8 protein-coding genes are annotated in these 12557 nt (G+C 72.7%); 3 read left to right on the forward strand and 5 right to left on the reverse strand.

Annotation, left to right across the window (positions count from 1 at the left end; genetic code table 11):
• Positions 1-99 precede the first annotated feature (99 nt).
• Together ACFYYF_RS20090 and ACFYYF_RS20095 are read right to left on the reverse strand one after the other, a co-directional pair.
• Entirely contained in the window at positions 100-2061 is a 1962-nt protein-coding gene (locus ACFYYF_RS20090; RefSeq protein WP_388777443.1) for a glycogen debranching N-terminal domain-containing protein, read from the reverse strand.
• Positions 2062-2585: 524 nt separating this feature from the next.
• On the reverse strand, positions 2586-4514 hold the full coding sequence (locus ACFYYF_RS20095) for a DUF4192 domain-containing protein (protein WP_388777446.1): 1929 nt from the start codon (positions 4512-4514) through the stop codon (positions 2586-2588).
• 132 nt (positions 4515-4646) lie between these two features.
• Between ACFYYF_RS20095 and ACFYYF_RS20100 the strand changes: the two genes are divergently transcribed.
• On the forward strand, positions 4647-6851 hold the full coding sequence (locus ACFYYF_RS20100; RefSeq protein WP_388777448.1) for a RecQ family ATP-dependent DNA helicase: 2205 nt from the start codon (positions 4647-4649) through the stop codon (positions 6849-6851).
• Positions 6852-7076: 225 nt separating this feature from the next.
• The gene (locus ACFYYF_RS20105) at positions 7077-7703 is read left to right on the forward strand and encodes a hypothetical protein (RefSeq protein ID WP_365489265.1); all 627 of its coding nucleotides are present in this window, start codon (positions 7077-7079) and stop codon (positions 7701-7703) included.
• A 501-nt stretch (positions 7704-8204) separates the two neighbouring features.
• On the opposite strand, the gene ACFYYF_RS20110 is transcribed toward ACFYYF_RS20105, so the two are convergent.
• From ACFYYF_RS20110 to ACFYYF_RS20120, 3 genes are all read right to left on the reverse strand, one after another.
• Positions 8205-8831, reverse strand: a complete 627-nt coding sequence (locus tag ACFYYF_RS20110) for a hypothetical protein (RefSeq protein WP_365489268.1) — start codon at positions 8829-8831, stop codon at positions 8205-8207.
• Between the two features lie 68 nt (positions 8832-8899).
• Complete coding sequence (locus ACFYYF_RS20115) at positions 8900-9601, reverse strand: ribonuclease HII (protein ID WP_388777452.1); 702 nt, start codon at positions 9599-9601, stop codon at positions 8900-8902.
• A 343-nt stretch (positions 9602-9944) separates the two neighbouring features.
• Positions 9945-10568 carry a TetR/AcrR family transcriptional regulator gene (locus ACFYYF_RS20120; RefSeq protein ID WP_361687807.1) on the reverse strand — a complete coding sequence of 208 codons (624 nt, stop codon included), beginning with the start codon at positions 10566-10568 and terminating at the stop codon, positions 9945-9947.
• 184 nt (positions 10569-10752) lie between these two features.
• Between ACFYYF_RS20120 and ACFYYF_RS20125 the strand changes: the two genes are divergently transcribed.
• Positions 10753-12300 (forward strand): MFS transporter, encoded by a 1548-nt coding sequence (locus ACFYYF_RS20125; RefSeq protein WP_388777455.1) that lies wholly within the window; start codon positions 10753-10755, stop codon positions 12298-12300.
• The last annotated feature ends 257 nt before the right edge of the window (positions 12301-12557 follow it).

The following is a 12557-nucleotide window of genomic DNA, read 5'->3' on the forward strand; positions in this document are numbered from 1 at the left end:
GATAAACACCTCCTTCGGGAGCCCGTTCCAAGGTGATCGACTTCCGTCCCGCACGGCACCCCGCCGCCTGGGATCCGTCCGCCTAGGCGGCCCGCGGTGTCACACCCCCAACTGCAGTCCGTCGCCCGCTTCCTCGACCATGGCGAGCCCGAGTCTGCTCACCCGCACGGAGAAAGGAGCGCCCGAGACACGCAGGCCGGTCAGCACGATCTCTCCCAGGGGCGCGGCACGGAACGGGCGCAGGGTCACCGTGCCGGCGGGTGCGTCGGGGCGGATCCCGGCCAGAGAGCACAGCAGCAGTACCCCGGCCGCCGCCGAGGTGGCCGCGGGGCGGGAGGCGGCCGGATGAGAAAGCGGGGCGCTCCCCCATGTGCGCTGCTCCCCCGCGTACATCTCGGGCGGTCTGCCCTCGAAGGACCCGGCCGCCGCCAGTACGCCGCGCAGCAGCGAGCCGGCCTCCTTCTCGTGGCCCGCCGCGGCGAGCCCCGTGACGGCGACGGCCGTCTCGTGGACTCTCACCGCCCCGCTGCGATGACCGAACGGGTTGTACGCCGTCTCCTTCGCCCCGAGGCTGCGCAGCCCCCAGCCCGAGTCCATGGCCGGGCCGCCCAGCAGCCGCGCGAGCTGTTCGGTCCGCGCCTTGTCGAGCAGACCGGGGGCGTGCTCTCCGGCGCCCGCCAGACCGGTGTCGAGGAGATGGGCGGTGCCCGAACCGAGCTGGGGCACGGGGCGTCCGTCCTGGGTGCGGGCGGCGGCCGGTCGGCCACCGGCCAGGTCCTCGACCCAGAAGTCGTCCCGGAACGCTCCCCGCATCGCCCGGGCCCACTGCCGCAGCCCCGTGCCACCGGTCCTGCCGTGCGCGTCGAGCAGGTCGGCACCGAGCAGGGCCGCGCGATGCGCGTGTGCCTGCGTCTCGCAGCGGAACGGCCCGCCCGGCTGGGGGTCGGGCAGATAGGTGCCGTCGCCGACGGTGGTCCGCAGCCATTCCAGACACCGCTCGGCCGCGGGCAGCAACTCCTCCACCTCCCGCCCGGCCAGCCCCCAGCGCCATGCCTCCGCGAGAAGCACCGGGAAGAGCAGCGTCGCCTCGGTCGCCGTGCAGCCCGGTGGCAGGTGTGGCCCGCTGTCCCGGAGCGGTCCCGGGATCAGTCCGGCGTGCGGTCCCGGACCGGCGAGTTGGGTGCGGGCGAGCGTGCGCAGGGTGCCCGCGGCGAGACGGGTGCCGAGCGGCAGGGTCATCCGTGCCGCGGCCAGTGCCTCGGCCGGTGCCAGCCCGCAGCGCCAGGGCGCTCCCGCCGCGAGGTGGATGTCGGCCGGGTGCCGGGGGTCGCGGAGCAGCAGGGCGCGAAGGTCGTCCACGCAGGTGCTCAGGAGTTCTTCGACCCCGGGCTCGTCGCTCACCACCCGGGCCTCGGCGAACGGGTTCGCCGCACCCCGGCCCACCGCCTTGACCGGCCCCTGACCGTCAGGTCTGACAAGCAGTTCCACCGTGAGCGTGCCGCCCGGCGGCAGTTCGACCTCCCAGCGCAGCAGTCCCGCCGAAGCCAGGGCGTCGGTGGGCGGTGGATCCGCGCTGACGGTCACGTGGCCCGTGGGGCTTGACCATCGCAGACCGGCCGCGTGGACGCTGGCGGGCAGCTCGGCCCCGGCCCGGCCCGAGGCGACGTCACCCAGCTCCGCGAGATCCGTCCCGAGGGCGACCTCGACGGGCAGACGCAGGGCACGCAGGGCCGAGCTCCGCAGGGTGATCCGTTCGACGCCGTCCGCGTGGCGGGTTCTTTCGACGACCACGTCCGGGTCCGGGCCGGTGTCGAGGCAGGCGCGCAGCGTTCCCACGAAGCGGGCGCGGTCGGCGGCGATCATCCGGGCCTGGATCGCGATCGGCTCGCGGCCCGCGACCCGGACCAGGCAGCGGGACAGGGTCCGTCGGCCCGCCATGTAGAAGCCTTCGAGACCGCGGCCGGTGAGCTGTCCTTCCTCCGTCGAGATCACCAGTCCGGGAAGGGCGGCACAGATCAGGGTGGTGTGGGCCGGCGGCAGGTCCGTCGGCCGGCCCGGCACGGGAAGGGGCGTCCGAGGAGTGCCGGGGCCGCGCGCTGCCGGGAGGAAGGGCGCACCGGCGTCGCGGCCCGGCCGTGGGGCCGCCGGAGCGTCCCCGTGTCCGGCAGGCGGTGCGGCGGGTTCGTGCCCGGACGGACGGCCGCCGTCGGGTGCCGGGGACGGATGGGGCATGGGCATGGGGTGGCTTCCTCCGCGCTCGGTGTGCCTGGAGCGCGCGGGGCTCCGGTCAGGGGCTCCGCGGGGTCGGGGGCGTGGCGGCGGCGCAATCCGGCCACGGATTCCGCCACTCAGGTGAACGGGACAGCCCTGTTCCGCGTCACGCATATGACCAGGAATCCGACCGAATGGCGGCGGGGCCGCCTGTCGGTCGCAGAGGCACCGGCCGGACGGTTGCCAGCCGCGCGGAAGGTGGTGCCCCGGGCCGCCGGGAGACGCGCCGCCCGGCAGCGACAGGACCGGGACACGGCCCGCAGGGCGGCCGGTCCAGATTCCGGCGCACCCCTGTGGTGCCGTGCGCAGGCCGCTCACGTGTCCTCCCCGGAACCGTGCTGCTCGGTGTCGGCTCGCCCGCGTCCCTGCCCACGCCTCCGGCCGTCCACCCGGTCCGCCGCTCGTCGTGGCCGGTGGCCCGCCTCTGGGCCGTCGCCTGACGGGCCGCGATCCTGGGTGTTCGAGGTACCCGGGCCGCGACGGCCCGGCCGGCCGGCGCCCATCGCCGTCGAGCGGGACCTGCGGCGGCGTGGTGCGGCAGGCGGCGACGGTTGCACGGGCGCGGGCGCGGCGGAACGTGCGGCCGGCATCGTGGACGGGGTGGGCGGCGCGTGGGAACCGGGTGGCGCCGGCTCGGCGGGCGAGAGCGGCGTGCCGGAGTCGGTCGGCCGTTCCGGGCTGGTCTGGTCGTTGTCCGTGCGCTCTGCGCGCAGACAGCGGCGGACGGATTCCGGGTCCAGGCCCTCATTGCACGCCTGGTGGAGAAGACGGGCGAACAGGTAGTCGGGATCGGCGCCGAGCGCCATGGCGAGCGCTTCTCGTGCCTCCAGTTCGTCGCCCATCGACCAGGCGACCCAACCCGCGAGGGTGAGGGGCGCCGCGGCGTGCTCGCGGTAGGGGCCGACACAGCGCCGGGCCAGGGCCCGCCACAGGCGCAGCGCCGGGGCGGCCTCGTCCCCCTCCATCCACTGTGCGGCCCGGTCGCGGGTCGTGCGGTCCTGGAGGCCGAGAATCAGCGTGGCGGCCTCGTCGTCCTCCAGGAGTCCGTCGTCACGCAGGTCCGAAGGGCGGATGCCCGACACGGGAAAGGCCGCCGCGAACCGGTCCCTGAGCCGCCGGGCCGTGGTCAGGGTCTCCTCGGCCACCTCGGCCCTGCTGTCGTCCCCCAGGATCCTCGGTACGAGGGCCACGCTGGCCGTGTCGAGTGCCACCTCCTGGCCGAGCGCGGCGGTGGACTCCCAGGGATGGAACCTCGCTGTGATGTCCTTCAGCGATCCGCGCACCTGGAGGCCCGCGTACGTCGCGGCGGCGGCGAGGACGGACGTACCCGGCAGGCCCATGGCCGTGCCTTCCGGCGGACAGCACCCCTGCCCCGGGCAGGTGTAGGTCCAGAAACGTCCGTCGGAGATGCAGAGTGCCTCGATCACCGGAACGTCGAGGCGTCCGCAGGCCGTCCGGAGCAACTGTGCGAGCGGCCGCAGACGTTCCATCACGTCCCGCCCGGATTCACCGCGCCCGGGTTCCTGACACAGGTACGCCACCATGCTCCCGGGGCGGGCGCCTCGGCGCTCGCTCCCCTTCACCAGCCCCTGCGCGAGCTGGTCGGACGCGGCCGGCCAGTCTTCGGCGTGGGCCGGAATGCCGAGCCGGGCCCGGCCGCCGAACCGGCCCCGCCGGTCCCGGTCGTGCAGGGCGACCAGCACGATGCTGTCGTCGGGGCGGTATCCGAGAAGATAGGGCAGCGCGTCGGCCAGCTCCGCGGGGGTGCGGAGGGTCACCTGATGCTCACCGCCGGGAAGACCCAGGCCGCCCGCATGATGACCGTCGCGGGCATGCCCCGCGTCGCCGCCGTGGCGCAGCCTGCCGGGAATGGCCGCACCGGCGTGGACCACCGGGCCGGGCCGGTGCGTCGGCCGAGCTCCGTCCTCTCGCCAGGGACCTCCCGTCGGACCATCCCGGCCGTCGCCTGTCCGACCGGCCGGACTGTCCAAGCCGTCGTGGGGCCCGCCGTCCAGTCCCTCCGACCCGTCACCGGCACGCCCGCCCGGACCGTTGCACCCGTCGCCGCCTCCGTCGCCCGGTCCGCCCGGACCGCCCGGTCCGCTTCGGTCACCGTGCCCGCTTCGGCCGCCCGGGCCGCCTTCACCGCCGGATCGGTCCCGCCCGGGGTTCCAGGCGCGTCCACCGACCGCGCTGATGTTCTTGTCGCCGGACATGCCGGTCGATTCGTCGTGATTCGTCATGCGGCGACCATCTCGCGGATCGCAGGATTCCGGTTGAGCCTGTGGATAACCACAGCCATGACCACGACAGAAGTTGTCCACAGCTCGACGGCTCGTTCGCGCATTGTCGGACCCATCCGGTTGCATGGAGCCATGACCAACGAAGACCCGCGACCCACAGACCCCGACAACGCACACGACTCCTCCCGCGAAGAGCTCCGGGCGACGGCCGACGCCGTCCTGGCGCGCCTGGTCGGCGCGCCGGCGGGCGAGGCGCGGCTGCGCGAGGACCAGTGGCGTGCCATCGAGGCGCTGGTGGCCGACAAGCGCAGAGCGCTGGTCGTGCAGCGCACCGGCTGGGGCAAGTCCGCGGTGTACTTCGTCGCGACCGCACTGCTGCGCGAGCTGGGCGCCGGACCCACGGTGATCGTCTCGCCGCTTCTCGCTCTGATGCGCAACCAGGTGGAGGCGGCGGCCCGCGCCGGAATCCGGGCACGGACGATCAACTCCTCCAACACGGAGGACTGGGAGACCATCCAGGCCGAGGTGGCGGCGAGCGAGGTCGACGTCCTCCTGGTGAGTCCGGAAAGACTGAACAATCCCGACTTCCGCGACCAGGTCCTGCCCAAGCTGGCCGCGGCCACCGGCCTGCTGGTGGTCGACGAGGCGCACTGCATCTCCGACTGGGGCCACGATTTCCGGCCGGACTACCGCCGCCTGCGCACGATGCTCGCCGACCTGCCGCCCGACACCCCGGTGCTGGCCACCACCGCGACGGCCAACGCTCGCGTGACGGCCGATGTCGCCGAGCAGCTCGGCACCGGCGTGAGCACCGACGCGCTGGTGCTGCGCGGCCCCCTGGACCGGGAGAGCCTGAGCCTCGGTGTGCTGCGACTGCCGGACGCCGCGCACCGCATGGCCTGGCTCGCCGAGCACCTGAACGATCTGCCGGGCTCGGGGATCATCTACACCCTGACCGTGGCCGCGGCCGAAGAGGTCACCGCGTTCCTGCGTCAGAGCGGCTACACCGTGGCCTCTTACACCGGCAAGACGGAGAACGCCGACCGCCAGCAGGCCGAGGAAGACCTGCTCGCCAATCGCGTCAAGGCGCTGGTCGCCACCTCGGCGCTGGGGATGGGCTTCGACAAGCCCGACCTGGGTTTCGTGGTGCACCTGGGGTCGCCCTCCTCCCCGATCGCCTACTACCAGCAGGTGGGACGTGCGGGACGCGGTGTGGAGCATGCCGAGGTGCTGCTTCTGCCGGGCAAGGAGGACCAGGCGATCTGGGAGTACTTCGCCTCGATCGCCTTCCCCCCGGAGGAGCAGGTGCGGCGCACTCTGGACGTACTGGCCCGGGCCGAGCGCCCGCTCTCCCTGCCCGCGCTGGAACCGCTGGTCGAGCTGCGCAGATCCCGCCTGGAGACCATGCTCAAGGTGCTCGACGTGGACGGGGCCGTGCACCGGGTGAAGGGCGGCTGGATCTCCACGGGCATGCCCTGGATCTACGACACCGAGCGCTACGCGTGGGTCGCCAAGCAGCGGGCGGCGGAGCAGCAGGCGATGCGGGACTACGTGTCGACGACCGGCTGCCGCATGGAGTTCCTCCGGCGGCAGCTGGACGACGAGGGCGCGGCGCCGTGCGGGCGCTGCGACAACTGCGCCGGCGGGCGGTTCCAGGCGTCCGTGTCCGCCGCCGCGCTGGACGCGGCGAACGGCGAGCTGGACCGCGCGGGCGTCGAGGTCGAGCCCCGGAAGATGTGGCCGACCGGGCTGGCCGCTGTCGGGGTCGATCTGAAGGGCCGCATCCCCGCCGGTGAACAGGCCGCTCCCGGGCGCGCTCTGGGACGGCTCTCGGACATCGGCTGGGGCAACCGGCTGCGGCCGATGCTCGCCCCGCAGGCCCCGGACGGGCCCGTTCCCGACGATGTCGCCCAGGCCGTGGTCGGTGTCCTGGCCGACTGGGCGAAGGGCCCCGGCGGCTGGGCCTCAGGGCAGCCCGACGCGCAGCCCCGCCCGGTCGGCGTGGTGACCATCGCCTCGCGCTCGCGGCCGCAGCTGATCAACTCGCTCGGCGCGCGGATCGCGGAGATCGGCCGGCTGCCGCTGCTGGGGTCCGTGGAGTACGTCGGCGAGGCGGCCCAGATCTCCCGGAGCAACAGCGCGCAGCGGCTCAAGGCGCTGGACGGGGCCCTGACCGTGCCACCGCGGCTGGCCGATGTCCTGAGAGAGGCCGCGGGTCCGGTTCTGCTGGTGGACGACGCCACGGACACGGGCTGGACGCTGGCGGTGGCGTCGCGGATGCTTCGCAGAGCGGATGCCCAGGCAGTGTTGCCGCTGGTCCTCGCCGTACAGGCGTGACTCGCGTGTCGCCATTCGAAACACCGGGCAGGTATATAGGACGCTAATCGCCCGAAAACGGTCGGTGGCCCCAATTGCTCGTTGCCGCAACCCAGTTCGACAGGAAGAATTGAGCTCCGCTCCCCGCACGGTTTGCCCGTGGTCCGGTAGGGCTCTGCTGCGGCGTGCCATTCCCCCAAGTCCGACCCCCGCCCGCTGTCCGGGCACGTAGCCGAAGGGAGGACCGTGACCTTCGGATTCGCTCCGTCCTCGGCGGCAACCATGTCTCCCGACCTGTCCGCCGCTTCCACCAATCCAACGACCCGCATGCTGGAACCCGCCGAATGGGCCTCGGCCGGAATTCCGCTTCTGCGCGATCCCCGTGAGGTCGTGAGCGGCCTTCACGCCCGGCACCGGCCCAGACCGTCGACCGCGGTCGTCGCGGTGCTCGATCAGGACGAGCGGCTGATGGCGAGCGCCTCCTTCACCCGGCGTTCGGCACCCGCCGACGGCTGGATGTTCCGCAACGCGCTGCTCGCGCAGCTTCGCCGGGTCATCCCGCACGACCTGCGGCGCCGCACTCCCGCGCGCACGGCCGTCCTGCTGTACTGCCGGGACGGCGACGCGCGTTGGACGGAGGAGGACGGGGCCTGGATGTGGGGACTGCGCGACGCCTGCACGCTCCATGGGCTGCGGTGCGGCGCGTACATCACGCTGACACGTGACGGCTGGCAGGTTCTCGGCGAAGGCCGCGGCGGGCGCCGCCCCAACTCGGAATCGGCGCCGGAGTTCTACGTGGGTGAGGTGCTGCCGCCCCTGCCCCGCACGGGAGGCGTCGCCTCCGAGGTGATGCGCCGGGCGGCCGCCCGCTGAGAGGCGGGTCCGACACGGCCGATGGCCCGCCCCGGGGGAAGGCGGGCCGCACACGCCCGTCGGGGCGGACGGCAGAGCCGTACCACTCGCACGCCGGTACGGCACGAACGCGTGGCCCGATCCGGGGCACGCCCACGCTCGGCGACCGAGTGGGCACACACCGGACACCTCGCGACCGACAGACAGGCCTTGGGTGCCTCACCCCGCCCCGGGCAGACGCCAGGCACGTGCCTCGCCTCGGAGGGACCTCTGGACACCTCATCGCAGGCAGGGCCTCGCCCCCTCACCGCGGCAGGCAGGCAGGCCCCGGAGCCCTCGCTCCGGACAGGTCCTGGGCCTCGCTCCCCGCACGGACGAGTGGCGAGCCGAGCGGGCTTCGGGCGTGGGCCTTCGCACGTGTGGACGTATCCGGGTATGCCGAAGGGACCGCCGTGCAGGTGCCGCCGTGGCGGCACCCTCAGCGTCCCGCCGGGCGCGTTCCGGAGCGAGTCCGGAACGCGCTCAGACGCCTGCGGCCAGGACCGAGTTGATCTGCTGCGGGTCGCCGCAGACGATCAGCAGGGCACCGGCCCGGCCGAGGGCCACGGGCAGGGCGGTCGCGGCGACCTCGCCGGAACCACCGTTGACCGCGACCACGACCACGGGACGGGAAGCGGCACGGCGCACGGCGGCGGCGTCGGCGTAGAAGACGTCGTCGCCCGCGTCGTGCTGCGCCCAGTAGGCGGCCTCGCCGAAGGAGAGCTCGTGCGCGGCCCACGGGTGCGGATCGCCGGTGGTGATCACCAGCACCTCACCGGGGGCGCGGCCCGACTCCAGCAGCAGGTCGACGGCTTCTTCAGCGGCGTCCAGCGCACCGTCGGCCGAGGCCGGGACGAGCTGGATCTGCGGGGTGACGGCCGCGGGTGCGGCCGGCTTGGCGGACGGCCCCGGTGCGGCCACGACCGGCTCGCGCGGGGTGCGTTGGGCCGGCATCGGCCGGACAGGACCCGGACGGCCGGGACGCGGCGGAGCCGCGGGACGGGGACCGGGTACAGGGCGGGGGGTCGGCGCGGTGCGGCCACTGGCCGGAGTGACGCGGGGACCCTGGGCACTCTCGTGAATCTGAGGCTCCTCGGGAATGAGAGGCATGAGCTGATATCTATCAAACGCCGGTGCGACTCGCCCCGGCGGGTGGCACATGAGTGCGAACGGAAACGTCAGAAGTCGAAGCCGAGCTGGCCTTCGATCTCCGGAACGATTCCGTCCGTCACGCTGCGGACCTTCTTGAGGTGCCGCCACTGGGGCAGCGCATCAAGATACGCCCACGACAGCCGGTGGTACGGGGTGGGGCCCCGCTCCTCCAGCGCGGCTTTGTGGACCGGCGACGGGTACCCGGCGTTGGCCGCAAAGCCGAAGTCTGCATGGTCGACACCCAGTTCGGCCATCATTTTGTCGCGCTGCACCTTGGCGATCACCGAGGCCGCCGCGACGGCGATGCAGGACTGGTCGCCCTTGATCACCGTACGGACCTTCCAGGGGGCCCCGAGATAGTCGTGCTTCCCGTCGAGGATGACCGCGTCGGGACGGACCGGCAAGGCCTCAAGCGCACGTACGGCCGCGAGGCACAGGGCGGCCGTCATACCGAGTCGGTCGATCTCGTCCGGGGAGGCGTGGCCGAGGGCGTACGCCGTCACCCACTTCTCCAACTCCACGGCGAGCGCGGTCCGGCGCTTGACGGTCAGGAGCTTGGAATCGGTGAGCCCTTCGGGCGGGCGGCGCAGTCCGGTGACGGCGGCGCAGACGGTGACGGGACCTGCCCAGGCACCGCGCCCCACCTCGTCGACACCGGCAATGACCTTCGCTCCGGTCGTGGCGCGGAGGGAGCGCTCGACGGTATGGGTGGGGGGTTCGTACGGCATGGCGCACTCAGACTACGCCGCCCGAAGCCCCTCGCGACACCCAGGTCCCCGGCCCACCGGGAAGCCCTCCCCCGCACCGGCGGAACCCACCCGCACAAGCCGGTCGACCGACGCTCGCGCACCAGTCGGCGGCCGGCGCGATCCGGCCGCCCACGCGTACGCATCGGCCGACCCGCGCATGGGCATCTGCCTGCCCGGGCGTACGCATCGACCAGCACGCGCCCGCCTGCCAGCCGGCCGACAAGCACCGGCCGACCGGCCGTTCCGCACAGCCCGGCCAACCGTCCCGCACAGCCCGGCCAACCGTCCCGCACGGCCCGGTCAACGATCCCGCACGGCCCGGTCAGCTCACGCGCACGCACAGCAGCGGGACCATCATCTGGTCGATCATCTCCTGGAGATCCCGCTCGCTCCATTCGCTTGCGCACACCTTCGCGCGGTACATCATCATCGCCGGGACGGCATCGAAGACGTACGAGTTCGCGGCGTCGGGACGCACCTCGCCCCTGTCGATTCCACGCTGAACGACCTCACGGAGCAGCTGCAGGGTGGGTTCGACGACCCTGCCTCGGATGACTCGGTTGAAGCGTTCGGCCTGCCTCACATCGCACTCGTGAAGCACCGAGCGAAGGGCGATCCCCGGGGGCGAGAACATCGCCTCGCGCACCCGGCGGCACACCTCCAGCAGGTCCTCACGGACGCTGCCGAGGTCCGGAGCCCGCGTCAGGTCCGGCAGTCCGGCCTGGAGCGCGTCCACGACGAGGTCCGCCTTCGAGGGCCAGCGGCGGTATACGGCGGCCTTGCCGGTCTGCGCGCCGGCCGCCACCCCCTCCATGGTGAGGCCGTTCCAGCCGACCGCGCCGAGCTGTTCCAGGGCGGCTTCCAGGATCGCGCGTTCGAGCACGGCGCCGCGCCGGCGCGAGGGGGGCGCCTGAGCGGGGGCGGCCGTCCAACGCGAAGTAGCCATCAGAGTCTCTCCGTCGTGCGGGGAAGCGGTATTCGGGGACGTGCGGGTTGTCGTACGAGGGCGATCGGGCCGGTGTCGCCGGACAGCGACTTCAGTGAACGCTTGCGTTCACTGACGGGGAGTCACTACCGTTGACGGGCAAGTGAACGCTCGCGTTCACTAAGACACTTGTGGGGGCAGCATAGTGACAACCTCTCAGTTGATTAAGGACAGCAACCCAGGTGCGGCACGCCGGGAGGGGCATCCCGGCATCGCGCTCACCGTCATCGCGGCCTGCCAACTCATGGTGGTACTCGACGCGACGATTGTGAACATCGCGCTCCCGCACATTCAAGACGCACTCGACTTCAGCACGACAGACCTGACATGGGTGGTCAGTTCGTACACCCTCACCTTCGGTGGCCTGCTGCTTCTCGGCGCACGGGCCGGCGACATCCTCGGCCGGCGCCGGGTCTTCATGACCGGCATCCTGCTGTTCACCTTCGCCTCGCTGCTGGGCGGACTCGCCCAGGAACCCTGGCAGTTGCTGGCGGCGCGGGCCCTGCAGGGCGTGGGTGGCGCGATCGCCTCCCCCACCTCGCTGGCCCTGATCACGACGACCTTCCCCGAAGGTCCGGAGCGGAACCGGGCGTTCGCCGTCTTCGCGACCGTCTCGGCCGGTGGCGGTGCCATCGGTCTGCTCGCCGGAGGCATGCTCACGGAGTGGCTCGACTGGCGGTGGGTCCTCTTCGTCAACGTGCCCATCGGCGTCCTGATCGCGGTTCTGGCGCCGATGTACATCAACGAGTCCAAGCGCCATCCGGGACGCTTCGACGTCGCGGGCGCGCTCACCTCGACGGCGGGCATGGCCTCCCTGGTCTACGGCTTCATCCGCGCGGCGGAGAACGGCTGGCGGGACGGCCTCACGATCGGGTCGTTCGGCGCGGCCGCGGTGCTGCTGCTGGCCTTCGGGGTCATCGAGACGCGGGCGAAGGAACCCATCACGCCGCTCAGGATGTTCGCCGACCGGAACCGTTCGGGCACGTACCTGATCATGCTGAGCCTCGCCGCCGCGATGTTCGGCATGTTCTTCTACATCGTGCTCTTCGTGCAGAACGTGCTGGGGTACACGCCGATCTCGGCCGGTGTGGCCTTCCTGCCGGTGACGGTCGCGATCGCGGTCGGGGCGGGGCTTTCGCAGCGGTTCCTGCCGGTGCTCGGCCCCAAGCCGTTCATGGTCACCGGCTCGTCGCTCGTCGCCCTCGGACTCGGCTGGCTGACCTTCATCAGCCCCGACGACTCGTACGCGAGCGGAGTCCTCGGCCCGATGCTGCTGTTCGGCTTCGGCATGGGACTGAACTTCGTGACGCTGACGGTGACGGCGGTCTCCGGTGTCGCCCAGCACGAGGCGGGTGCGGCCTCCGGTCTGCTCAACGTCACGCAGCAGGTGGGCGGTTCGCTCGGCCTCTCCATCCTCACCACGGTCTTCGGTTCGGCCAGCCGCGACGAAGCCCAGAAGCAGATGCCGAAGTTCCTGGCGGACGGCTCGGCCGAGCAGAAGGCGGCCTTCGCCAAGACCCACCAACTGCCCGCCCCCTGGGGCCACGACGTGCTCGCCCACGGCATCTCGACCGCCTTCGTACCGGCGGTGGGCATGGCCCTGCTGGCCCTGACCACCGCGGCACTGGTGATCAAGGTCCGCAAGAGCGACCTGGACGCCCTCTCCGGCACGGCGGGACCGGCGGCGGGCTGACTCCGCTCAACCGGCACGGCCGGACCTGTCACGGACGCTGAAGACGCTTCGCCGGCACGGCCGGACCTGCCGCCCGGGCGCCGAAGACGCCCTCGTCAGAACGGCAGGACCGGCCGTGAGTTGAGGTCGGGCTCACCAGCGGAGAACCGGATCGCCCCCGGGTCGTGCAGACCCGGGGGCGACGGCGGTCCAAGCGTCCGCTGTACGGGCCTCTGCGGTCCGGGTGTTCACGGTCCGGGTGTTCACGGTACGAAGCC

Source organism: Streptomyces sp. NPDC001914, assembly GCF_042891215.1.
Lineage (GTDB): Bacteria > Actinomycetota > Actinomycetes > Streptomycetales > Streptomycetaceae > Streptomyces.

Coding starts and splice junctions, on each gene's coding strand:
- ACFYYF_RS20110 (WP_365489268.1), bottom strand. CDS start 8,831: ATGCCTCTCATTCCCGAGGAGCCTCAGATTCACGAGAGTGCCCAGGGT.
- ACFYYF_RS20115 (WP_388777452.1), bottom strand. CDS start 9,601: ATGCCGTACGAACCCCCCACCCATACCGTCGAGCGCTCCCTCCGCGCC.
- ACFYYF_RS20095 (WP_388777446.1), bottom strand. CDS start 4,514: ATGACGAATCACGACGAATCGACCGGCATGTCCGGCGACAAGAACATC.
- ACFYYF_RS20120 (WP_361687807.1), bottom strand. CDS start 10,568: ATGGCTACTTCGCGTTGGACGGCCGCCCCCGCTCAGGCGCCCCCCTCG.
- ACFYYF_RS20100 (WP_388777448.1), top strand. CDS start 4,647: ATGACCAACGAAGACCCGCGACCCACAGACCCCGACAACGCACACGAC.